This is a genomic window from Paenimyroides baculatum, from assembly GCF_008629655.1.
Lineage (GTDB): Bacteria > Bacteroidota > Bacteroidia > Flavobacteriales > Flavobacteriaceae > Flavobacterium > Flavobacterium baculatum.
Genome location: NZ_VWSG01000005.1, coordinates 177,041 through 202,055 on the forward strand (window position 1 = coordinate 177,041; position 25,015 = coordinate 202,055).

At 33.3% G+C, this 25,015-nt stretch carries 21 protein-coding genes; 13 read left to right on the forward strand and 8 right to left on the reverse strand.

Going from position 1 to position 25,015, the window contains the following annotated elements; all coding sequences use genetic code 11:
• Nucleotide 1 precedes the first annotated feature (1 nt).
• From F0460_RS16300 to F0460_RS08475, 3 genes are all read right to left on the reverse strand, one after another.
• Nucleotides 2-166, reverse strand: coding sequence for a CDGSH iron-sulfur domain-containing protein (locus tag F0460_RS16300; protein ID WP_223810791.1), 165 nt, complete (start codon nt 164-166; stop codon nt 2-4).
• 33 nt (nt 167-199) lie between these two features.
• Nucleotides 200-334, reverse strand: coding sequence for a (4Fe-4S)-binding protein (locus F0460_RS16385; RefSeq protein ID WP_317132143.1), 135 nt, complete (start codon nt 332-334; stop codon nt 200-202).
• Between the two features lie 184 nt (nt 335-518).
• Complete coding sequence (locus F0460_RS08475; RefSeq protein WP_150012204.1) at nt 519-2,135, reverse strand: ABC-F family ATP-binding cassette domain-containing protein; 1,617 nt, start codon at nt 2,133-2,135, stop codon at nt 519-521.
• Nucleotides 2,136-2,334: 199 nt separating this feature from the next.
• Here F0460_RS08475 and F0460_RS08480 point away from each other — a divergent pair, with 199 nt between their 5' ends.
• The 7 genes from F0460_RS08480 (at nt 2,335) to F0460_RS08510 (ending at nt 9,953) form a co-directional block, all read left to right on the forward strand.
• Nucleotides 2,335-3,087 carry a Rossmann-like and DUF2520 domain-containing protein gene (locus tag F0460_RS08480; RefSeq protein ID WP_150012206.1) on the forward strand — a complete coding sequence of 251 codons (753 nt, stop codon included), beginning with the start codon at nt 2,335-2,337 and terminating at the stop codon, nt 3,085-3,087.
• The gene (locus tag F0460_RS08485; protein ID WP_150012208.1) at nt 3,080-3,607 is read left to right on the forward strand and encodes a KdsC family phosphatase; all 528 of its coding nucleotides are present in this window, start codon (nt 3,080-3,082) and stop codon (nt 3,605-3,607) included. The genes F0460_RS08480 and F0460_RS08485 overlap by 8 nt, the downstream gene beginning before the upstream one ends.
• 19 nt (nt 3,608-3,626) lie before the next feature.
• Nucleotides 3,627-4,520 carry a UbiA prenyltransferase family protein gene (locus F0460_RS08490; protein ID WP_150012210.1) on the forward strand — a complete coding sequence of 298 codons (894 nt, stop codon included), beginning with the start codon at nt 3,627-3,629 and terminating at the stop codon, nt 4,518-4,520.
• 1 nt (nt 4,521) lies between these two features.
• Nucleotides 4,522-5,103 (forward strand): Maf-like protein, encoded by a 582-nt coding sequence (locus tag F0460_RS08495; RefSeq protein WP_150012212.1) that lies wholly within the window; start codon nt 4,522-4,524, stop codon nt 5,101-5,103.
• A complete protein-coding gene (locus tag F0460_RS08500) occupies nt 5,103-5,609 on the forward strand; it encodes a mechanosensitive ion channel domain-containing protein (RefSeq protein ID WP_150012214.1) in 507 nt (168 codons plus the stop codon). The genes F0460_RS08495 and F0460_RS08500 overlap by 1 nt, the downstream gene beginning before the upstream one ends.
• Before the next feature lie 106 nt (nt 5,610-5,715).
• A complete protein-coding gene (locus tag F0460_RS08505) occupies nt 5,716-8,151 on the forward strand; it encodes a PIG-L family deacetylase (protein ID WP_150012216.1) in 2,436 nt (811 codons plus the stop codon).
• Nucleotides 8,152-8,252: 101 nt separating this feature from the next.
• Complete coding sequence (locus F0460_RS08510) at nt 8,253-9,953, forward strand: sodium:solute symporter (protein ID WP_150012218.1); 1,701 nt, start codon at nt 8,253-8,255, stop codon at nt 9,951-9,953.
• A 30-nt stretch (nt 9,954-9,983) separates the two neighbouring features.
• On the opposite strand, the gene F0460_RS08515 is transcribed toward F0460_RS08510, so the two are convergent.
• On the reverse strand, nt 9,984-11,207 hold the full coding sequence (locus F0460_RS08515) for a porin (protein ID WP_150012220.1): 1,224 nt from the start codon (nt 11,205-11,207) through the stop codon (nt 9,984-9,986).
• 86 nt (nt 11,208-11,293) lie between these two features.
• Between F0460_RS08515 and prmA the strand changes: the two genes are divergently transcribed.
• Nucleotides 11,294-12,136, forward strand: coding sequence for a 50S ribosomal protein L11 methyltransferase (gene prmA / locus F0460_RS08520; RefSeq protein WP_150012222.1), 843 nt, complete (start codon nt 11,294-11,296; stop codon nt 12,134-12,136).
• A 3-nt stretch (nt 12,137-12,139) separates the two neighbouring features.
• Entirely contained in the window at nt 12,140-12,415 is a 276-nt protein-coding gene (locus tag F0460_RS08525; protein ID WP_150012224.1) for an ATP-dependent Clp protease adaptor ClpS, read from the forward strand.
• Nucleotides 12,416-12,446: 31 nt separating this feature from the next.
• Here the strand turns inward: F0460_RS08525 and F0460_RS08530 are convergent, their stop codons facing one another.
• On the reverse strand, nt 12,447-12,728 hold the full coding sequence (locus F0460_RS08530; protein WP_150012226.1) for a GNAT family N-acetyltransferase: 282 nt from the start codon (nt 12,726-12,728) through the stop codon (nt 12,447-12,449).
• A gap of 177 nt (nt 12,729-12,905) precedes the next feature.
• On the opposite strand from F0460_RS08530, the gene F0460_RS08535 reads away from it, so the two are divergent.
• Together F0460_RS08535 and F0460_RS08540 are read left to right on the forward strand one after the other, a co-directional pair.
• A complete protein-coding gene (locus F0460_RS08535) occupies nt 12,906-13,559 on the forward strand; it encodes an alpha/beta hydrolase (RefSeq protein WP_150012228.1) in 654 nt (217 codons plus the stop codon).
• Nucleotides 13,560-13,561: 2 nt separating this feature from the next.
• The gene (locus F0460_RS08540) at nt 13,562-14,452 is read left to right on the forward strand and encodes a lytic transglycosylase domain-containing protein (RefSeq protein ID WP_150012230.1); all 891 of its coding nucleotides are present in this window, start codon (nt 13,562-13,564) and stop codon (nt 14,450-14,452) included.
• 41 nt (nt 14,453-14,493) lie between these two features.
• Here F0460_RS08540 and F0460_RS08545 read toward each other — a convergent pair whose 3' ends face one another.
• Nucleotides 14,494-15,927: a WG repeat-containing protein gene (locus F0460_RS08545; RefSeq protein WP_150012232.1), complete on the reverse strand. Its 1,434-nt coding sequence runs from the start codon at nt 15,925-15,927 to the stop codon at nt 14,494-14,496.
• A gap of 75 nt (nt 15,928-16,002) precedes the next feature.
• Nucleotides 16,003-16,566: a DUF2892 domain-containing protein gene (locus F0460_RS08550; RefSeq protein WP_150012234.1), complete on the reverse strand. Its 564-nt coding sequence runs from the start codon at nt 16,564-16,566 to the stop codon at nt 16,003-16,005.
• 216 nt (nt 16,567-16,782) lie between these two features.
• On the opposite strand from F0460_RS08550, the gene rpmH reads away from it, so the two are divergent.
• Nucleotides 16,783-16,944, forward strand: coding sequence for a 50S ribosomal protein L34 (gene rpmH, locus F0460_RS08555; protein ID WP_008464848.1), 162 nt, complete (start codon nt 16,783-16,785; stop codon nt 16,942-16,944).
• A gap of 137 nt (nt 16,945-17,081) precedes the next feature.
• Nucleotides 17,082-19,931 (forward strand): carbamoyl-phosphate synthase large subunit, encoded by a 2,850-nt coding sequence (gene carB / locus F0460_RS08560; RefSeq protein ID WP_150012236.1) that lies wholly within the window; start codon nt 17,082-17,084, stop codon nt 19,929-19,931.
• Nucleotides 19,932-20,001: 70 nt separating this feature from the next.
• On the opposite strand, the gene F0460_RS08565 is transcribed toward carB, so the two are convergent.
• Nucleotides 20,002-24,810, reverse strand: coding sequence for an Ig-like domain-containing protein (locus F0460_RS08565; protein WP_150012238.1), 4,809 nt, complete (start codon nt 24,808-24,810; stop codon nt 20,002-20,004).
• Nucleotides 24,811-25,015: the final 205 nt, after the last annotated feature.

The following is a 25,015-nucleotide window of genomic DNA, read 5'->3' on the forward strand; positions in this document are numbered from 1 at the left end:
ATCAGCCTTTAAAACCAATCTTGTTGTGGTTTCCATCACAAAACGGCTTATTTGCTGATGCCCCACAACGACACAAAGCCGTATTGTTTTGTTTTTCTTCAATCCGTCCGTCCGGGTAAACAATTGTAATTTTACCACTACAAAGCAACGGGCCATTTTCCAGCACCGTAACATTAATTACTTGGTTTTCAACACTAAACTACTCTTTTCCATCAACTAAACTATATGATAAAGCGCCACTTGGGCATTGTTTGATATGTGCAATAATGGTTTCGATAGATTCATTTTCAGGTTTAATCCATGGTTTTTCTTTAGGATTAAATACGGTTGGCAACCCTGTAGCTCCTCGCCAACACTTTGGCAGAGTGTATGCATTTTTCAGGTTCCCAATTAATTGTTAGTGCTTCTTTTTTATAATGTTTCATGGTTTTGTATTTTCTAAATTTAACACCCTTAAATATAATAAAAAAACAGCTCCGTTTTATGGAACTGTTTTTAAATAATATTATAAAATGTAATTAAGAATACATTTTTGTACGTAATTCTTTAATTTTTGGATCATCTAAATATTCGTCGAATGTCATGTAACGATCGATAACTCCGTTTGGTGTTAATTCTAGAATACGGTTACCAACAGTTTGTGCAAACTCATGATCGTGTGTTGTAAACAATACCGAACCTTTAAAGTTTTTTAATGAGTTGTTAAATGCCGTGATTGATTCCAAATCCAAGTGGTTTGTAGGTTCGTCTAACATCAATACATTGGCTCTAATCATCATCATACGTGAAAGCATGCAACGCACTTTTTCTCCACCCGATAATACCGAACCTTTTTTCAATGCTTCTTCACCAGAAAAAATCATTTTACCCAAGAATCCACGGATAAAAACTTCATCACGTTCTTCTTCTGTTTTTGCCCATTGGCGTAACCAATCTACCAACGTTAAATCTTCGGTAAAAAAGTGGTGGTTATCTGCCGGTAAGTAAGACTGTATCGTTGTAATTCCCCAATCAAACGTACCTGCATCTGGTTTTACATTATTGTTTAAAATTTCATAAAACGCAGTTGTTGCACGAGAATCTTTCGAAAAAACAACAATCTTATCGCCTTTTGCCATGTTAAAGTCAACATCTTTAAATAAGATCTCTCCCTCTGATGAAGCTTCCAAACCTTTAATATTTAAAATTTGATCTCCGGCTTCACGTTCCTGATCAAAAATAATGGCAGGGTAACGTCGAGACGATGGTTTAATATCGTTAACATTTAACTTCTCGATCATTTTTTTACGTGAAGTTGCCTGTTTAGATTTTGCTACGTTAGCAGAAAATCTACGGATAAATTCTTCTAATTCGGCTTTTTTCTCTTCGGCTTTCTTGTTTTGTTGTGCACGTTGTTTTGCAGCTAACTGCGATGATTCGTACCAAAATGTATAGTTACCAGAAAAATGATTGATTTTTCCGAAATCGATATCAGAAATATGTGTACAAACTGCATCTAAAAAGTGACGGTCATGCGATACAACCAAAACAGTATTTTCATAGTTTGCCAAGAAATTCTCTAACCAACCAATTGTTTCAAAATCAAGGTCGTTGGTAGGCTCATCCATTACCAAAACATCAGGATTTCCAAATAAAGCCTGTGCCAATAACACACGAACTTTTAATTTTGGCTCTACCTCACCCATCAATGTGTAATGCAAATCTTCTGAAATTCCTAAATTCGATAACATTGAAGCGGCATCAGAATCAGCATTCCATCCGTTCATTTCATCAAACTTTAACTGTAACTCACCAATTCTGTCTGCATTTTCGTCAGAATAATCGGCATATAACTCGTCCATTTCCTTTTTAATAGCAAACAGCACTTTATTTCCCATTAAAACAGTTTCTAAAACGGTGTGCTCGTCAAACATATTATGGTTCTGGTTTAAAACCGACATACGTTTGCCTGGTTCTAAAATTACGTGACCAGAAGTTGGATCGATATCGCCTGCAATAATCTTTAAAAACGTAGATTTTCCGGCACCGTTTGCACCAATGATTCCGTAGCAGTTACCTTGGGTAAATGTTGCGTTTACCTCATCAAACAATATACGTTTTCCAAATTGAACAGATAAATTTGAAACTGTTAACATATTTATATTTTTTTATAAGCTGCAAATTTACGAAAATATATCCAATTAAAGGATCGAATTAAAATTAGTTGGAACAAGCCGCGTGAGTATTTTACTCAACTTTTCATAATTTTTAACTATAAATTCGTTTTTTCTTAAAATTATATTAAATTTAACTTAATTTGAAATTACAAAATGGTGTTGCCTTAATTTTGATGTTATGAAAACAATAAACATAATAGGTTCTGGTAATGTGGTTCATCATTTGGTGAGGGCTTTAGCCGAATTATCAAATTATAAGATTCAAAATGTTGCGGTTCGTTCTATAGATAAGGTTGGAGATTTTTTTCCGAAGGATTTAATTGTAACTGCTGTTGAAGATTTAAAAGCGGCTGACATCACTTTGATTTCGGTTACTGATAGTGCCATTGCAGAGGTTTCAGAGAGAATTTCGTACAAAGATTCATTAGTGGTTCATACATCGGGTACAACAGCATTAGAAGTTTTGAATGATAAAAACCGAAAAGGTGTTTTTTACCCTTTACAAACATTTTCAAAAAACAAGGAAATCAATTTTAAGGAAGTTCCATTGTGTTTGGAAGCAGAAAATACGGACGATTTAATCAAATTAAAACTATTAGCAGCGGAATTATCAGAAAAGGTGTTCGAAATATCGTCTGAACAACGAAAAAGTCTGCATGTAGCAGCAGTTTTTGTCAGTAATTTTATCAATCATCTGTATTCAATAGGAAATGAAATCTGTCAGGAAAACAACATTCCTTTCGATATTTTAAAACCATTGATTAAGGAAACCGCTGATAAGATCAATTATTTAAATCCGAAAGATGCACAAACGGGTCCGGCGGTGAGGTTCGATCAAAAAACAATAAAAGCACATCAGGATTTTTTAAAAAATCAAAACTATAAATCAATCTATAATTTAATTACACAAAGCATACAAGAAAATGTCTAAAAGTTACAAAGAATACCTGAACAACATTAACACGTTTATTTTTGATGTTGACGGCGTATTAACAAACGGAACAATACAAGTTACACAAGCAGGAGAATTATTAAGAACCATGAACATTCGCGACGGTTACGCAATGAAAGCAGCAATAGAAAAAGGATACAATGTTTGTGTTATTTCGGGCGGATCAAGCGAAGGTGTTAGAGTACGATTAAGAAATTTAGGCATTTACGACATACATTTAGGGGTTATTGATAAAGTAGAAATTTATCAGGAATATATTGATGTTAACAACATTAAACCCGAAAACGTTTTATACATGGGCGACGATTTGCCCGATTATTGGGTAATGCAAAAGGTAGGTTTACCCACTTGTCCGCAAGATGCTGCGCCCGAAATTAAAAAGTTGAGCAAATATATTTCGCACATTAAAGGCGGTGAAGGTGCCGTGCGCGATGTAATTGAGCAAGTTATGAAGGTTCAAGGGAATTGGCTTGAGCACTTCGAAGCAAAATTCGATTAACAGTTAAATACATAATCTTATGAATGTTCTAAAGAAAGATCAAGCACAAATGATGTTACAAGTTATTGTAGCCGTTTTACTTTTTAGGTTTGTTTTATTTGAATCTTTGATTGATGATTTAGGACTTTCTTTGGTTCATTATTTTGCCTTTTTAATTGCCATTGGCTTTATTTTATATGGAGGCGTTTTACTGTACAAAATTGTTTTACAGGAAGAGTTTCCCGATAAAAGTATCGAAAAAAGTGTTGAAAAAGCTTATTACAAATACTTGGGGTTTAATGCCGTTGGTATTGGTATTTCGTTTTTTGCAGCAAGCGATATTGACCGCACCTATTATTTCGGATTTTTTCTGGGTTTGGCAGCCATTCTATACTTGTATATTACCCAATGGCGCAAAATTTTAGTGTTCGATAATATTGTGTATTCACTAATAATCTCATTTCCGTTTTTTATATTAATTATTATGGATTTAATGCCGTCGTTACAAACAAACGAGGCTTTAGATCCTATGAAAGATCAGCTTTTAAACATCTCATTACAAATATGTATGTTGCTGTGGCTGCTATATTTCATAAAAACAATTTTGATCGATCTAAAATTTATGGAATTGGATATTAAGCACAAACGCAAATCGCTTGCAACCATTCATGGCAGAGAAATCGGAGCAAAACGAACAACCGTTTTATCGCTGATTCCTTTAGTGTTAATCATTCTGTTTTGTGTAATTCATTTAAACCTTACCATTTTAATAGGATATATTGGTGCATTGGTGGTACTTCCCTATCTGTTTTACCTTGCAAAACTGTGGAATGCCAAAACTACCGAAGATTTTAACCGCATAAACAATATTTTAAACATAATCATTTGGTTAACTATATTTTCTATTGTAGTTTTATTTTTCAATTTAAAATGAAATGATATTACAAGAAAAATATAACGATTATCAAATAATATTAGCATCAAATTCTCCCAGAAGAAAACAGTTTTTAACAGATTTAGGTTTAGCTTTTACCATTAAACCTGCTAACGTAAACGAAGAATATCCTTCCCACTTAAAGGGCAAGGATATTGCTTTATATATAGCACAGCAAAAAGCATCTGTTTTTAATAATTTAGATACGAATGAGCTTATTATTACCTGTGATACCATTGTTTGGATTGACGATGTAGCTTTAGGAAAACCCGAAAACAGCGACGATGCAAAACAAATGCTGCAGCAATTATCTGGTAAAACGCATGAGGTTATTAGTGCGGTTTGCATAAAATCGAACCAAAAAGAACATTTGTTTTACGATGTAACCCAAGTAACATTCAATACATTGAATTCTTTAGATATTGATTATTATGTGGATACTTTTAAACCTTTTGATAAAGCAGGATCATATGGAATTCAGGAATGGATTGGTTTAATCGGTATTGAAAAAATCAACGGATCGTACACCAATGTGGTGGGAATGCCCATGGAAAAACTGTATAACGAATTAATGAAATGGTAATGTTTAAAGATTTTCATTTACACGATTATTACGGAAAAATAATAGCGACACTGATTTTAATCATCGTTATTTATGGTTTAAGGCTGATTATTCGAAAAGTAGTTTTAAAATTCTCTGAATATTCTTCAAAATCTGACAATCGAAGCAAACTAATCATTAAGTATTTTAATTCGCTACTTAATATTTTGTTCGTGATTTTTATCATTTTAATGTGGGGAGTTGATACAACACAGCTTTTTGGTTTTGTGGGTGCAGCAATTACTTTTATTGGTGTAGCATTTTTTGCACAATGGTCGGTTTTAAGCAACTTTACCGCTGGTGTTATTATGTTTTTTGCCTTTCCTTTTAAAATTGGTGACCGTATAAGAATCCAAGATAAAGATTTCCCCATTGAAGCCGAAATTGATGATATTAAAGCATTTCACACCATTTTAATTACAGCCGAAGGCGAACGAATTTCGTATCCAAATAATCTATTTTTACAAAAAGCTGTCGTGGTTTTGTAGGATTTTATTTACCACAGATTAAGAGAATTCTATTGAAAATCTTTAAAATCCTTTAATCTGTGGTTTTAAAATTAATGGCTAGTTACTATCAATATTTATCACAAAAATGAAAAACAACATTATATATATTTTTTGTGCGTTATTTATGCAAAACATCATTGCACAAAAACCACAAACTCCTACTCCGTCTGAAATTTATTTTAAGATCGAAAAACTAAATGTTTTGGCAAGTGCCATGTACATAGCTGCGCACCCCGATGATGAAAACACTCGACTAATTACGTATTTAACGCATCACGATAAAGCATATACAAACTATTTATCGTTAACGCGTGGTAATGGCGGTCAAAATTTAATTAGTAATGAATTAGGAACCGATTTAGGTATCATTAGAACCAACGAATTGTGGAACGCAAGAAATATCGATGGCGGAAAACAGTTTTTTTCTACTGCCGATGATTTTGGTTTTTCAAAACATCCGAAAGAAGCTTTTGAAAAATGGGATAAAGATTTGCTGTTGAAACAAATGGTTTACATGATTCGAAAAGAACAGCCCGATGTGATTGTAAATCGTTTTGATCACAGAACCGAAGGAACCACTCACGGACATCACACTGCATCGGCGCAATTATCTAAATTGGCATTTAATTTAGCAAACGATAAAAACTATAAAGATTTATCACAAGAAAATGCTGAAATCTGGCAACCAAAACGATTGTTTTTTAATGTTTCTTGGTTCTTTTTTGGCAGCAAACAAGCATTTGATAAAGCTGATAAATCAAAATACATTCCTTTGAATATTGGCGTATTTTACAATCAATTAGGAAAAAACAATCAGGAAATTGCTTCGTTAAGTCGCAGCCAGCATCAGTCGCAAGGGTTTGGAGATATGTCATCTCGTGGTGAAGAAATTGATTATGTAGAATTGCTAGATGGCGATGCGTTGAAATCGAGCAAGTTGTTTGAAGGTGTTGATACAAGTTGGAATCGTATAAAAGGTGGTAGCAACATTCAACCTTTGGTTACACAATTGATAAAAGAATACGATTTTAAAGATCCATCGAAATCTATCACTTTACTAACAAAAATTTATTCTGAAATTGATAAATTACCTGATACCATTTGGAAAGCCCGCAAGCAAAGCGAGGTTAAAGAATTGATTAAAAACTGCGCCGGTTTATTTTTAGATATTACTACAAACGAACCTTACACTACTCCAAACCAAAGTGTTGATGTAAAGGTTGAAGTTGCCAACAGATCAAACCAAAACATTGTGATAAAAGATGTTACAATCAATAATAACAGAACAATTGTAGATAAATCTTTAACAAATCAGGAAGTTTACTACGATTATTTTCAAACAAAATTCACCAATCAAGATTATACGAATTTTAAATTCATAGACACTTTTAATGATTTTAAAAATCAATTTAATGCAACCAAAAAAAATGAGATTGGTTTAGAAGTTAACGGTGTATATTTATCTTACAATTTACCTATTCAGTATCATTACAAAGATGTGGTAAAAGGCGAAATTTATAAACCTTTTCATATTGTTCCGGCTGTTTCTGTTCGTTTCAATCAATCAACTTACATTACTAATAATAAGCAGGATCAAAAGGTAGAAATTGTTACAGATAATTATTCTGATGAAAATCTAAAAGGCATTTTGTCTGTTACAAATTCTAAAAATGAAGAGGTTTATCAGAAAGAAATCATTCTGAATCAAAATGAAAAAAACAATAGTCTCATTATCAATAAAAACTTTTTAAACGATACATATAAGGCGCATTTCAAACAAAATGTGAACAATTATGATAACGAAACAAAATGGGTTGATTACAATCATATTCCTGTAAATTATTATACAAAACCTTCTGAAACAAAAATTGTATCATTCAATAAAAGTGTTTTAAAGAAATCAAAAATCGGATATATTGTTGGGGCAGGCGATGAAATTCCACAAGTTCTAAAAGATGTTGGCTACAACGTAGATTTTATTAATTTAGAAACTGTAAAGGCTGATGAATTATCAAAATACGAAACTATTATTGTGGGTATTCGTGCATTCAACACCGAAAGTTCGTTAAAAACTAAAAACAAATTATTGTTTGATTATGTAAAAAATGGCGGAACCGTTATTATGCAATATCAGACCAATGGCAATTTACAAACCGATGAAATTGCTCCGTACAAATTAACCATTGGCAGAACAAGAATTACCGATGAAAACGCGGTGGTAAAATTCATTAATGCGAACGAACCTGTTTTAAACAAACCATTTAAAATTACACAGGAAAACTTTAAAAACTGGGTTCAGGAACAAGGTTTGTATTATGCCGATGACTTTGCAGGCGAATTTCAGCCTGTTTTTACATCGCACGATTTTGACGAAAAAGAAACAAACGGCGCACTGCTTATTGCAAAACACGGAAAAGGACATTATATTTATACGGGTTTAAGCTTTTTTAGACAGTTACCCGCAGGAAATACTGGCGCTTTAGAATTATTTATTAACCTAATTGAATTAAAAAATGAGTGATTTTAAATGGATTAAATGGCGAAGAAGCTACAGCATTGTGCTTTTAATTAATGTTTTTTACATTATTCTTTTTTATTTTATAATGCATTTTAGCAATTAATATGGAATTATTAGACTGGATTATACTTTTAAGCACCTTGTTGTTTATTGTTTTATACGGAACCTTTAAAACCCGCGGAAGCAAAAACATTCAGGAATATATTTTGGCAAACCAAAGTACCAATTGGTTTACGGTAGGTTTGTCGGTCATGGCAACGCAGGCAAGTGCAATTACTTTTTTATCGACACCCGGACAGGCGTATCACGATGGAATGGGTTTTGTGCAGTTTTATTTCGGATTGCCGTTGGCAATGGTAGTAATCTGTATGGTTTTTATTCCGGTTTTCCATCGACTGAAAGTTTACACGGCTTACGAATTTCTGGAAGAACGCTTCGACTTAAAAACTCGGACACTTGCTTCGGTTATTTTCCTAATTCAGCGAAGCATCGGTACAGGAATCACCATTTATGCTCCGGCAATTATTTTATCTTCAATCTTAAATTGGGATCTAACGTTTATCATTGTATCAATTGGTATCGTAATTATATTTTACACGTATTTTGGTGGAACAAAAGCATTGAACATCACACAAAAGCAGCAGGCTTTCGTGATAATGGCAGGAATGTTTTTAACGTTCTTTATTATTTTGTTCCGATTGCCCGAAGAAGTAAATTTTGTGAACGTTTTTAATGTGGCAAAGATTGAAGGAAAGTTAGAACTGCTGAATTTCTCGACCGATTTTACTGAAACATATACGCTTTGGAATGGTTTAACGGCAGGTTTCTTTTTAATGTTGGCTTATTTTGGAACCGATCAGTCGCAGGTTGGTAGATATCTTTCCGGAAAAAGTATCAAAGAAACACAGATGGGCTTGTTAATGAATGGAATTTTGAAAGTTCCAATGCAGTTTTTTATTCTGTTGGTTGGAGTCATGGTTTTTATCTTTTTCCATTTTTATCAGGCGCCATTGCATTTTAACCCGGTAAATACATCGAAGGTTTTAAACTCTGAATATCAAGCCGAATACCGCAATTTAGAAATTGAACTGAAAGATTTATTGAACGAAAAGAAAGAAGTTACACAGATTTATACCGGTCAGTTAAACCAAGGTTTCGAAAACGAAATGTTAGAAGAAAAATTGGTTACTTTAAATGAAAACGAAGTTCAGTTGCGACAAAATGCCCGTGATATCATCACTAAAGTTGATAGTAAAGCCGAAACAAACGATAAAGATTATGTTTTCATTTATTTTATATTGAACTACCTGCCTCATGGAATTATCGGATTTTTATTAGCGATGATTTTTTCAGCAGCCATGTCAAGTTCCGCTTCGGGATTATATGCAGTAGCATCAAGCTCTGCTATCGATATTTACAAAACCTACAAACCCAATCAAACCGAACAACATTATTTAAAAGCTACAAAATATCTGGTTATTTTCTGGGGAATCATTTGTATCTTGGCAGCATGTGTAATTAATCTATTTGAGAATTTAATTCAATTAGTAAACATCATAGGATCTATTTTCTACGGAACCGTTCTTGGAATCTTCTTAATAGCTTTCTTTATAAAATACATAAAAGCAAAAGCAATTTTTTGGAGTGCCTTAATTACTCAAATTCTTATTATTATTGTATACTTTAAATATATTCATGAGGAAAAATTAATTAGTTATATGTGGATGAACCCAATTGGTGTATTCGCTGTAATAATTCTCGCATTTATTTTACAAATAGTATTCAGCAAAAAAAATCGAACGTAATGTTCGATTTTTTTTGCTTTTATGTTGTAATTATATCCCTATCTCAATCTGGAAACGTACATACCAGTTGTTCTTTTGATCGCCTGTATGATACTTTAAATCATCATAAGTAACTTCTGCCTGAACTTTAAAGGCATGTTCCCAAATGTATTTTGTTACACCAAAACTGTATTGTTTTTGGTTTGGTACATTCAATTTATAAATAGCATCATTTACGTTTTGAGTTGAAAATCGACCAATAATTTCATAATGTGTAACCGGAAAAGTATAACTTAACTGATAATCCATACCTTCACCCGCAAAAACATATCTGGTTTCTGGTAGCCCTTCGCTGTTTTCTCCAATTGTTAACGGATTGTCTGTTGTACGGTTCATGTATGAAAACATACCTGCCCAACCGTTATATTTACCAATTGCATCAATAAAAACCGACTGTAAATTTCTGGTTTGATACAATTCTTCTCCTTGCTGACCGCGTGCTGCATTGGCATCAAAGTTTTTATGTAAAACACCCGAAACCATTACTTTTGGCGTTTCTTCGCGCTGAATATCTCCTTCAAAATAATCTCCACCTTTCTTAAAAGTTCCAAAAGGCAGTAATTCTAATTTTCCGGTTAAAGCAACGTTGGTATCTTTTCCGCTCCAATTTCGTCCGTTACCAGACGATGCTGCTGTTTTAACGTTGTATGAAAATTTATCTTTACTTTGTTCGTAATAATTCACCTGAAATCCAAAATCACGATCAATATTAAACTGTGCATTATTTATAGATCGATCTGTTAACTGTAATGATCCCGATGAATTTACACGTTGACGGTTTCCAGGTAATTTGGTTTGTCCGAAAAGAAAACTCCAATGTTTGTTTGGGTTATAACTTACAACCGCATCACGAATAATGTTCAAGTTTTTTCCTTCTTCAATTTCACCAACATCTCCCGGTGCAAATGAAAGTTGTAAGGCATACTGAAATTTAGGATTTCCTACATATCCGTCTAAACGTAAACGCAACCTTCTAATCTGTGCATCGTAATTTGATTCCTTGTCCTCATAATCATAATAAGTAACGCGGTTTTGCATTCTAAAACGAATATTCAGCTGAAACAAACTGTCTGCCGAAGTCATTCCCAATCCCTTACCATAATTGTAGTAAGGTAAAGCAGACATCTTGATTTCCTGAATCTCTTTTTTAGTATCGGTTTGACCAATCGCAGAACCAAAACTTAAGATACTTAATAGAAAAATAATCTTTTTCATACGTTTTATTAAACTTTTCTGCAAAAGTATGAGTAATTTTGTAGCGTAATCAAAAGTAATATTAAATAATCGTTAAGGAATTGTAAATGGAATCTAAATACATAGCATATCATTTTAAAATAGAACCAAAAGAGCCGGGTGCAGAGATATTATTAGCCGAATTAGGAGAATTAGCGTTCGATAGTTTTGTTGAAACCGAAGAAGGATTGTCGGCATACATTCAAGAACACGACAATACAACAGATTTATTAAACGATGTTTATATTTTGAATAATCCAGAGTTTAAAGTTTCGTATGAAACCGAAGAGATTGAACAGGTTAACTGGAACGAAGAATGGGAAAAAAACTTTGAACCTATTAATGTTGATGATTTGTGTTATGTACGTGCGCCTTTTCACGAAGAGAAGAATGTACAATATGAAATTGTGATCGAGCCTAAAATGAGTTTTGGAACAGGGCACCACGAAACTACCTTTATGATGATGAAACATCTGTTGAATATAGATGTTATCGATATGGAAGTATTGGATATGGGTTGTGGAACTGCAATTTTAGCAATTTTAGCATTGATGAAAGGAGCCAAACATGCTGATGCTATTGATATTGACAATTGGTGTTATTTGAATTCTATTGAAAATGCGGAACGCAATAATATTACCAATATTGACGTTTATGAAGGCGATGCAGCATTATTGGCAGATAAAACAAACAAATACGACTTGGTTATTGCCAACATTAACCGTAATATTTTACTGAATGATATGGAAGCTTACGCCAAAACATTAAAAATAGGTGGTATCATTTTATTCAGCGGTTTTTATACAGAAGATATTGATGCGATTGAAGAAGCTGCAAACCAACAAAATATGTTTTTAGATAATCAGTTAGAAAGAAATAACTGGGCGTCGTTAAAATTTATAAAAAAGTAAAAAATGAGTACAAAGGAACAAATTCTAGAAGAAGTAAAAATTGAAGAACTTTTAGGTAACCAAAACACAATTGTTCTTTTTAATGATGATGTAAATACTTTTGACCACGTTATTGAAACATTGGTTAAAGTGTGCAATCATGAAGCTTTACAGGCAGAGCAATGTGCAATGCTGGTTCATTACAAAGGCAAATGCGATGTTAAATCTGGCGAAATTAACGATTTAGTACCAATGTGTTCTGCTTTGTTAGATGCCGGTTTAAGTGCCGAAATACAATAAAAAAATCCCGAAGTTTAAGCTTCGGGATTTTTCATATTTTTATACCTGCAGCTAACAATTCGCGATAGCTTGGATTTTTCTTAAAAAATGCAACAATACCAGAATTTACCGGAACAATTCGTAAACGTTTTTCTTCTGCCTGATCTAAAATTCCTTTAATAAAATCATTGATTAAAACCTCGTCCTCGCACCCATTAGGATTTAGCTTTGTTAAAAACAATTTTCGTTCTTGTATAGAATATTCAATAATAATCAGTCTTTCACCACATCTGCACTCAAACTGTCGTAACAGTTCATTGTTTTTAAATTCCATATAACATTTTTTTCTAATTTTATATATTTCAAAGGTTCTTTCGGTAAGAAATGAATTTTAATGAAAATAAAGCATTATTAAAAATTAAAATATAATTTCTTATTTATTTTGATTGCAAATTAATGAAATAGTTTTTAATAATGCAAAACAGTTATTGTAATTACAAATTTATTTTAGATGAAAAACATCTACTTTATGCCCGGAATGGCTGCCAATTGTGACATTTTTGAAAATATTAAACTCGATGATTCAAAATACAAGCTTCATTTTATTGAATGGTTTGAGCCAGAGAAAGAAGAATCACTGCAAAAATACAGCGAGCGCATTGCCCTGCAAATTACTTTAGAGAATCCTATTTTAATCGGTGTTTCGTTCGGCGGAATCATTGTGCAGGAAATCGCTAAAATTATAGCTGTAGAAAAAGTGATTATCATATCAAGTGTAAAAGATCCATCGGAATTTCCGGTTAGGATACAATGGGCTAAAAAATGGAAACTGTATCGATTTTTTCCAACATCATATATCAATTTAATTGAAAATGTTACAAAAAAAATAGTATCTTCAAAAAAAATCCATCAGCGTATCGATATGTACAATAGATATTTGTCTATTCGTTCGGTGAATTACCTGGATTGGGCATTTAAATCTGTTATTTCTTGGGAAAACATAAATCCGATTGAAAACGTATATCATTTACACGGAACAAAAGATCATATTTTTCCACATAAACGAATTAAAAATGCCGAGTTTCTTGAGAACGGAACGCATGTTATGGTACTTGTAAACGCTAAATGGATCAATAAAAAGCTATTGGAAATTTTAGAAAAATAAATATGAAAAAGACGTATAAAAAAATTGCTTTAATTGTTGGTGTAGTTGCATTGTCGGCTGGTTTTTATCAGTTTACAACTGTCGATAAAAATGCATCTGAAACAAACTTCTACATAAAAAATGCCGATTTCTGTGGTGAACGTGTGCCTTTGGAAATCATCGATGTAAGAGAGCGTTTAGATCGTGAAATGATGGTAAACATTAATCTGCATTCAGCAACAAGTCTGATTATTAAAAGGGCAAACAGACATTTTGTTGATATAGAACCTATTTTAAAACGCAACGGTATTCCGAACGATTTTAAATATCTGTGTGTGATTGAAAGTGCGTTAACCAACGCCACATCTACTGCGGGTGCAAAAGGTTTTTGGCAGTTTATGCCCGAAACGGCTAAAGAATATAATTTGGAAGTAAGCAGCACGGTTGATGAACGTTACGATGTGATTAAAGCTACCGAAGCGGCCTGTGTTTATTTAAAAAGAGCGTATGCCAAATTTGGAAGTTGGACATTGGTTGCAGCAGCTTACAACAGAGGAATTGCAGGTGTTGAACGCCAGCAGATTGCACAAGGTGTTACCGATTATTACGATTTGTATTTAACGGAAGAAACATCGCGCTACGTTTTCAGAATTTTGGCTTTAAAGGAAATTATGACCAATGCAGATAAGTACGGTTATGTTTTTGGTAAAGATGAATTGTATCAGCCTGTAAAAACTAAAACCGTTGCTGTAAATTCGAATATAGATGATCTGCAAAAATGGGCATTGGATCAAGGTATTAACTATAAACTTTTAAAGTTGTACAATCCGTGGTTAATTGATACTTCGTTAATTGTTCCGCAGAATAAAACATACAATATACAGATCCCTACAGAAGGGTTTAAAAGAAAATAAATAAAAACATCCCAAATTCATATAGAGTTTGGGATGTTTTTTTATTCTTGATAATCAAATTCAGCAGCGTAACTATCGGTAAGCTTTCCTTTTTGATAAAAGAAAACAGCTTCTTTAACCAGTTGTGCGCGATCGAACTTAAATTCTTTAATAATTTCGTTTTTACTAGAAATGAACCCATATTTGTTGTTCTTTTTAGCAATAAATTTATTCGATGCATAAATAGGTTCTAAATAATCGTATTCAAACGGAATAACAATTTCTCCTTGGTAATTTACAACACCATATTTATCACCTTCTTGCAATACAAAATAATTTCGTTTAGTAATCCAAAAATGATTTTTATCGCGGAATTTGTAGTTTGAATTAATTTTTAAAGTTAATTTATCATCAATATTAAAAATCATTAATTGATTGTTCTGTTCAACTAAATAAAACGATTTGTAATATTCGTAAATTTTATATTCTTCGGGTATTATAACATTTAGTTCAGAATCATACAAGCCGCTTAAATCATTATCGTTTACAACATATAGATAATCACTCAAAAAATTCGTCATATGCTTATATTTCAAAGGCAAAATCAATTTACTTAATTTATAAAGACCACTTATCTTATTATTTTCTACCATAAAGTAATCATTCTTAAACTGATAAATGCTTAAGAAATCTAAAGGAATAATAATCTCGTTTTTGTATGTTACAATTCCTATCTTATTGTTATTTGATACTTTTAGAAAAGTACTTATAAATTCAATCTGGTTATAATCTGATTCAAAAAGATTCATGTTTTTTAAATCACGCAGAAACATTTTATTCGATTTTTTATTTAAAACAATTAATAAAGAATCTTTCATGTCTTTAATCTCTTCATCTTTATTAACACTATAACTAATAGCACCTTGTTTATTCATAAGAAAATCGCCTTGACTATTTTTTAGTAAAATATAACCTGGAAAGATATCAACCAAATCGTCATAAATAAATTCAGAAATAAACTTGTGGTCTTGAGAAAAAACGGCAATTTTATTATTCTTTTGAACTAATGTAAACTCGTCATAATTTCTAATTAAATCGTAATCTAAAGATAAAATGTAGTTTCCTATTTTATCTAACATACCATATTTCTTATCTTTTTCTACAATTAAATAATCACCAGATTGGTAAACATAATCGTAAATAAATGGTGTTATTTGTTCCCCTTTATAATTTATAAACCCTCGTAAGAACTTCTTTCCCTTTTTTACACCAGCTTCAGCTATTTCATTGCTATTTTTAATAATTGCAATATACTGAAATATAGGTTCGGTAATAAAAACACTATCTTTACTTATAAGACCACTGTTTCCGCTTTTAGTTCGATACCAAGTAACATCAGAATCCGAAAAATCAGCCATATATTCAATGTCTTTAAAAGTAACTTGCCCAAAAGATTCTAAAGTAAAAATTAAGAATAGAATGCTTATATATTTCATGTAAAACAACTTTTTATAAAAGTAACAAAAAAAGCTGCTCAAAATTTGAACAGCTTTTTTTATATTTTAAAGAAATTAAAAACCTCTTTTCTTGCTATGATTGTACCACATTGGTACTTTTTGTCCGCGTGCTTGCTTCATTTGCCCTTCAATCATTGAAATCTGCTCTTTCAACATGCCTTTGGTATCGTGTTGTTTTGCTTCGGCAATTAATTTTTGTGCTTCAGCCGGACGGTTTTTACTCATTACAATACCAGCTAACTGTAATTTAGATACAGCCAAATCTTCTTTCTGGTTCAAACCTAAATCAATTGCTTTACGAAAATCTTTTTCTGCCTGATTTAAATTGTTTTGTGCGTTGATAATTCCATTTAAATAATGATAATATCCCTGCTGACTTTTAATCAGTGCCGTTTCCGGATTAATTTTATCTAAAATCTTTTTAGCACCGTCCATATCTTGTTTTCTAAATTTAAACAAGGTCATAATAAGCATTTCGTTCTTAAAATAAATCAGTGCAATTAACAGCACCAAAATAATCAGGAATATACCGTTACCAATATTATTTTCTGTAAACTGCCAAATTGCTGTTGCCAATAAAGCGGCTACAACTATAATTTTTATATTTTTGTTAATCATATCAATTTTACGTTTAATTTTGCAAATGTAGTAAAATACTGCAAGCCACAAAACCTGTTGGCAATAATAACTGCAATTGATAACCAAAAAATAAAATAAATTTTAAAAAGAATTTGCAGTTATTAAAAGGATTTGTATATTTGCACTCGGTTTTGAAGCTACTTGCTTTCAAAGCTGAACATTCGTAAAATTTTATAGATTTAAAGATAAGAAGCAATGAGTAAGAGAACGTTTCAACCATCAAAAAGAAAAAGAAGAAACAAGCACGGTTTCATGGACAGAATGGCTAGCGCTAACGGTAGAAAAGTATTAGCACGTAGAAGAGCTAAAGGAAGACATAAGTTAACGGTTTCTAGCGAACCAAGACATAAAAAATAATGATGTTTCATCATAAATAAAGGCGTTACTTTAAGTGTATCGCCTTTTTTTATACCTTTTCGTTTTTCTCTTTTTTTAAGATGAATTTCAACTAATTATCAATAAATTTACCTAAATAACAACACCAATTATTTACAATGCCTAAAGATAATTCAATTAAAACAGTTTTAATCATTGGCTCTGGTCCAATCATCATTGGTCAGGCTTGTGAGTTTGACTATTCAGGGTCGCAATCGGCACGTTCTTTACGTGAAGAAGGAATCAAAGTAATCTTGATCAATTCAAATCCCGCAACCATCATGACGGATCCGTCAATGGCAGATCACGTTTATTTAAAGCCTTTAAACACCAAATCTATTGTTGAAATTTTAAAAGCACATCCGGAAATCGATGCGGTTTTACCAACAATGGGCGGACAAACAGCTTTAAATTTATGTTTGGAAGCTGATGAAAAAGGTATCTGGCAAGATTTTGACGTGAAATTAATCGGTGTTGATATCAATGCCATTAATGTAACCGAAGACCGCGAGCAGTTTAAACAATTGTTATCAAGAATAGATATACCATTTGCGCCTGCTAAAACAGCAACATCGTTTTTAGAAGGAAAAGAAATTGCACAGGAATTCGGATTTCCACTAGTAATTCGTCCGTCGTTTACTTTAGGTGGAACCGGTGCGGCTTTTGTACACAGAGAAGAAGATTTTGATGGTTTATTAACCTACGGTTTAGAAGCATCGCCAATTCACGAAGTTTTGATTGACAAAGCTTTATTGGGTTGGAAAGAATACGAATTAGAATTATTGCGCGATAAAAACGACAACGTTGTTATTATCTGTACCATTGAAAATATGGATGCAATGGGAATTCACACTGGTGATTCTATTACTGTTGCACCCGCAATGACTTTATCAGACCGTACGTTTCAGCGTATGCGCGATATGGCAATAAAAATGATGCGTTCTATTGGTAACTTTGCCGGCGGATGTAACGTTCAGTTTGCTGTATCACCAGACGAAAAAGAAGACATCGTAGCAATTGAAATCAATCCGCGTGTATCTCGTTCATCTGCATTAGCATCAAAAGCAACGGGATATCCAATTGCTAAAATCGCTACAAAATTAGCTTTAGGTTACACATTAGACGAATTACAAAATCAAATTACAAAATCGACTTCGGCTTTATTCGAACCAACTTTAGATTACGTTATTGTAAAAATTCCTCGTTGGAACTTTGATAAATTCGAAGGTGCAGATCGTACGTTAGGTTTACAAATGAAATCGGTTGGTGAAGTAATGGGAATTGGTCGATCTTTCCAAGAAGCCTTACAAAAAGCTACGCAGTCGTTAGAAATAAAGCGTAACGGAATTGGTGCAGATGGTAAAGGATACACTAATTACGACCAGATTTTAGATAAATTAGAGCATGCTTCATGGGATCGCGTTTTCGTGATTTACGATGCCATTGCATTGGGAATTCCGTTAAGCACCATCCATCAGATTACAAAAATCGATATGTGGTTCTTAAAGCAGTACGAAGAAATGTATGCTTTAGAACAAGAAGTTTCTAAACACACGTTAGCTTCATTGCCTAAAGATTTGTTATTAGAAGCGAAGCAAAAAGGTTTTGCAGACCGTCAAATTGCTCACATGTTACGTTGTTTGGAAAGCGAAATTCATGCATTACGTGAGCAAATGAACATCAACCGCGTTTATAAATTGGTTGATACGTGTGCGGCAGAATTCGTGGCTCAAACACCTTATTATTACTCAACTTTCGAAGCTGATATCGAAAAAGCAGACGGAACAACTTATTCTGCAAACGAATCTGTTCGTACAGATAAAAAGAAGATCGTTGTTTTAGGATCGGGACCAAACCGAATTGGACAAGGAATTGAATTTGATTATTCTTGTGTGCACGGTGTTTTGGCAGCATCGGAATGTGGTTACGAAACTATCATGATTAACTGTAACCCTGAAACGGTTTCTACTGATTTTGATACGGCAGACAAATTGTACTTTGAGCCTGTTTATTGGGAACATATTTACGATATTATCCGTCACGAAAAACCAGAAGGAGTTATTGTACAATTAGGTGGACAAACCGCTTTGAAATTAGCTGAAAAGTTAGACAAATACGGAATCAATATTATTGGAACGAGCTACGAAGCTTTAGATTTAGCTGAAGATCGCGGACGTTTCTCTGAATTGTTAACCGAATTAAATATACCGTTCCCTAAATTTGGTGTGGCTACAACTGCAGACGAAGCATCGAAGTTAGCAGACGAATTAGATTTCCCTCTTTTAGTACGTCCGTCTTATGTATTGGGTGGTCAGGGAATGAAAATTGTAATCAACAAAAAAGAATTAGAAGAGCATGTAATTGATTTATTGAAATCGATTCCTGGTAACAAATTATTGTTAGATTACTATTTGTCTGGTGCTGTTGAAGCAGAAGCTGATGCAATTTGTGACGGTGAAAATGTTTACATCATCGGAATCATGGAGCACATTGAACCATGTGGAGTTCACTCTGGGGATTCAAATGCAACTTTACCTCCGTTCAATTTAGGTGAATTTGTTTTACAACAGATTAAAGATCATACTAAAAAGATCGCAGTTGCTTTAAAAACTAAAGGTTTAATCAACATTCAGTTTGCAATTAAAGACGATACGGTTTATATTATCGAAGCAAATCCACGTGCATCTCGTACGGTTCCATTCATTGCAAAAGCATACGGCGAGCCTTATGTAAACTACGCAACAAAAGTAATGTTAGGTGCAAAAGTGACCGATTTTACTTTTAATCCACATTTAAAAGGATATGCTATAAAACAACCTGTTTTCTCTTTCAACAAGTTCCCAGGTGTAAACAAAGCATTAGGACCCGAAATGAAATCAACCGGAGAAAGTATTTTGTTTATAGATAGTTTAAAAGACGATGCTTTCTACGATTTATACGCTCGCAGAAAAATGTATTTAAGTAAATAATCTTACTTATTAGTTATAAAAAAATCCGTTTCTTAATTGAAACGGATTTTTTGTTTTTATATATTTCCTATTATTTTTTAATGATTTTGATAAATTGAGATCCTTTTGCAGTCATAACCTTAACCATGTAAGTACCAGAACTAAATCTAGAAAAATCAATAATGATAGATTTACTTTCATACTTCTGTTTGAAAACACGTTTACCGGTAACATCATAAATCTCTACATTTTCTAAAGGATCAATATAACTTATTACCAATTCGCTATCTACTGGATTTGGATAATATTTCAATTGTTCCAAATCAAGATCGTTCGTACCTAAAGTAACTCCTACTTTAACAGCCGTAGGGTAACTGTTACAAGAATTTGCATCGACAATAACTCCGTAATAAGTAGTTCCATCAACCAATAAATCCGACGCATCTAAAGCATTCATTTTATTTACAGCATCGTTATAACTTAAATACCAAACAATATTCGGCTGATTCATTACCAAATTAACAACTTTTGCCTGATAGTTAAAATTCTGAACTAAACTTCCTGTAGGAGAAGATGGTCGCGTATTTACCTGTACCTGAACGCTTGTTCTGTTAGAAATACATCCGTACGATTCTGTTGCCACATAATAATAACCGCTCGTTAAAACATAGGTATCAGGTAGCTTTGTAGTTGTTGTTCCGTTTAAATACCATACATACTTTGTTGTTGTTGATCCTGCCAAATATAAATCGGCAACAGTAGCACCTTCACATAATTTAAAATCGGTCATAGTTGGAGCGGTTGAAGAAACCACACGAACTGCAACTGCTATTCTTGGAGATTTACAAGGCATCATTTCCTGCTCTACATAATATGTACCGTTGAACAATTGTGTAGATGTTGTTAATGGTGTTGTGCTTTGTGCTGAATTATACCATTTTATTGATGCTCCGTTAATACCTGTTGCAACCAAATCGCCAACTGTAGCTGTACTACAAAATGCCTGCAATGTACTTGTCACCGGAATAGGTACATTGTTAGACACTACTATTTGAACTGCTTTGCGAGCTGATTCGCATAAATTATAGTTGAATGTACTTATGTAATAAGTTCCGCTTGTTAAAACCTGAGATTGGCTTAATGGCGTTGCTGCAGTTAAACTGCTGTACCATTTTAATTGTGAACTGGTGTAACCTTCAATAGAAATATCATTAATTGTTGCAACATCACAAATTGCTAAATGACCTGTAACAAGTTGCTGATTTGGATAAACATTTACTTTTACCGCAAATCTTGTAGTGCTTTCACATCCGTTTAATGTTTGTGACGCGTAATAAGACGATCCGTTAACCAACGTACTTGCATTTGTTAAAAGCGTGCCGCCTACAGCTGCTGTGTACCATTTTATATTGGTTCCTGTAATTTGTAAATCGGATATTTTTGGTACAAAAGGTTCACAAAATTCCTGAACACTATAGCCTGATGGAATTGGCGTACTATTAATCACCACATTAATTCCTGTTCTTGCAAAACTTTCACAGCCATTAATAGTTTGTGATGCAAAATAATCTCCTGCTACTAATAAATCATTAGCATTTAAAGGTGTACCGGCAATAGCCGATCTATACCATTTAACATTTGTTCCACTAACAACCAAATTACTTACGGTTGCATTATTATTAAAACAGAAAACCTGATTAACTGCTGTTGGCGTAGGAACATCGATCGGTTGAGTAATGGTTACCGTGTGAGCCAATGCACAGTTATTACTATCGGTTACAACTACTGTATAAGTACCTGCTGGAATCTGATTTAACGAAGCCGTTTTAAATCCGTTTGACCATTGATAGATATATGGAGCTGTTCCGCCTGAAACCGTTAGAGAGATACTTCCGTCTGATAATCCGTAACAATTAACGTTTGTTTGCTGATGAGTAGCTGTTAAAATATCAGGTTGAGTTATATCAACGGTTTCCGTAACAGTACATCCATAATCATCTGTAACTGTTAAAGTATAAGTTCCTACTCCTAAATTATTTATAGACGGATTGATCGATCCTGTTGACCAATTGTAAGTAAACGGAGCTTTACCACCAGTAACAACTGCTGTTGCACTACCATTTGATAATCCATTACAACTGATATTTTTCTTACTAAAACTTAAAGCTAAATTTGCAGTTGCAACCACAGAAACTGTTTCGTTCACTTTACATCCATTCGCATCGGTAACTGTCAAATTATAAGTTCCCGGTAACAAATTATCAGCGTTAGCAGTCGTGAAACCATTAGACCATAAATAAGTATATGGTTGTGTTCCGCCTGTAACTGTTGCTATAACCGAATTTGTTGTGGCACCATTACAACCTGTTTTTGTCTGTTTGGTTGAAACAGTTAATACAGTTGGTTCTGTAATAGTAACAGAGCTGTTTACTGTACATCCTTTTGCATCGGTTACCGTCACAGAAAAAATTCCTGGTCGTAAACCCGTATTTGTAGCAGTAGTAATGCCGTTATTCCAACTGTATGTGTAAGGCGCAGTTCCTCCTATTACGTTCACGGTAGCTTCACCTGTATAGGTTCCGTTACAACTAACATTTTTTGAAGTAATTGTGGCTGTTAATATATTTGGTTGCGTTATTATAATTTGCTCGGTTTTTATACAGTTGTTAGCATCCTTAACTTGAACATTATAAGTACCTGCTACTAATCCCGTAATTGTTGCAGTTGTAGCATTGTTGTGTGACCACAAGTAAGTGAACGGAGCCGTTCCACCAGTAGAAGTTACTTCAATATTAGCATCATTCCCTCCATTACAGCTAACATTTTTAACTTTTAAAGTGTTTGAAATTACTGCAGGTTCGGTAATGACTACGCTTTTGTTTGCTGTACATCCGTTTGCATCGGTTATAACAACATTGTAAGTTCCGGGTGCTAAATTGCTAATAGCTGCAGTTGTAGATCCGTTTGACCATAAATAAGTGTAAGGTGTGGTATCTCCTGAAACAACCACTGTTGCAGATCCGTTTGCCAGTCCGAAACAAGATGCTTTTACGGATGTGATCGTTGCATTAACTTCGGGCACAGACAAAATAACTGTATTAGAATCTAAATGAGGCAAACAATTACTTTTTACTATAAGCTTATAACTGTAACCGTTTAAACTTCTCGTTGCATTTGTTATGGTTAATGTATTCGTAGTGACACCAGAATAAGTAGCATCATTTACTAAATCGATAAAGCCACTACCTGAATTAACCTGCCATTGATAACCAATTGCATTTATTGCGGTTGCACTGAATGATGTTGTACCACCGATACATACCAACTTGCTTATTGGCTGAGTTGTAATAGTTGGTGTTAAAGTAACTGTAAGATTAATTGTCGCAATTTTTGAACAATCGCCAGAAACAACTAGAACATAAACCACTCCACTACCCGACAAAAATGCTGCTGGGTTTGTAATTGTATTTGTATTTTGTGCAACAGCATCAGCTTGATTTTGATAGTATTTAAAAATAATACTTGAAACAGAACTTATTTGAGATTGAACCGAAGTAAGATCAAAAGTAGTAGTAGCCGAAGTTGAACAGATATTTATAGAAGGATTTTGAACAGAAGCTAAAGGGTTTTGATTTACAACTACTGTTTTAGAAAAAGTACAATTGTTACTATTGGTAACATTAACGGTATAACTTCCTGATGTTGTAACTGTAATATTTGGCGTTGTAGCACCTGTTGACCATACATAAGAAAGTCCGCTACCTGTACCTGACGCTGTCAATATGGTTGATCCACCATCACAAAAAGTAAGGTTACCAGCTATCTGAACATTTGGATCAACGCTTGAATTAATTGTAACACTTGCAATACTTGTACAAATTCCATTCGTATTTGTCAAAGAGTATGCTCCACCACTAACAACGGTAATTGATTGTGTAGTAGCACCGTTTGACCAAGTGTTTCCTGTTGGTATATTAGAAGTAAGTGTTGCAACATGGCCAGGACATAGGTTTGTAGAACTGGCAGTTATAGCTAAAGATATAGATTTGTCTACAAACTTAAAAGCCCCAATTTGCCTACACGAAACCGTACTACCATTTGGATCCTGATAACTAATACTATAATAATAGGTTGTTGTTGTATTAACTGTAACAGGCGAAGTTATTGGACTTGTTCCTGACAATGCATTGTTTGATGTTGTATGATAACTAACAGCAAAATTTTGATTGTTATTTAAGATCGAAGCAGACAACGTACTAAAATCAAACAACAAGGAGTTACTACATAAATTGATTTCTCTAGGCGCAGATGTGTTGGCTCCTGCATTTCCAGGAGGTAAAAAGGGATTTGGAGCAGTTGTACTATTCAAAAAAGGATCATGCAATGTTGCGGTACCACCCCAAATTAAACTAAATGGTGCTACTCCGTTAAATCCTAACCCAACCCAGTTATCAATAAACAAATAATAGGTTTCGCCCGCAATAACATCCATATACTTACAGAAAGGAACATTAGACCCCGGTGCACCAACTGTATTGGTATTCGTCATATTTAAGCCGGTGTTACCATAAGTCCCTGCAGCATTACAGCGTATTGGCGTTCCAATATTAGCGCAACTTACATTAGGTCCAAAAACAGCCCAATCATAATCTACAGCAGCAGTAGGCGAAATTACAAATGTTAAAGTTCCGCTTGTGGCAACTTGAAATTTATACCAAACAGAATTATTCTCACCACCTACAGACAAACACCCACCTAATGATTCGTAAGTATTACCAAACCCAATTGGTGAATAATTTATATTTGAATTACCACAAATACTTAGTGCAGAACTACAATCTTGTTGTGCATAAATTAAATGTGACAGTAAAATAAATAATAAGAATGTAATTTTTTTCATATCAGTTTACTATAAAGTACAAAATCATTTTTTTCTATTGAATTAATATTTCAACTTAATTTCTTATACTCATTGAAAATTTACCCAATTAATGATATAACGTTACAAGAATAACTTAAGTATTAGAATATTAAATATTTTTGCTAATTTTTTTTCAAATATATAATTAAAAGAAATATGGTATAACATATTATTATTTTTTAAT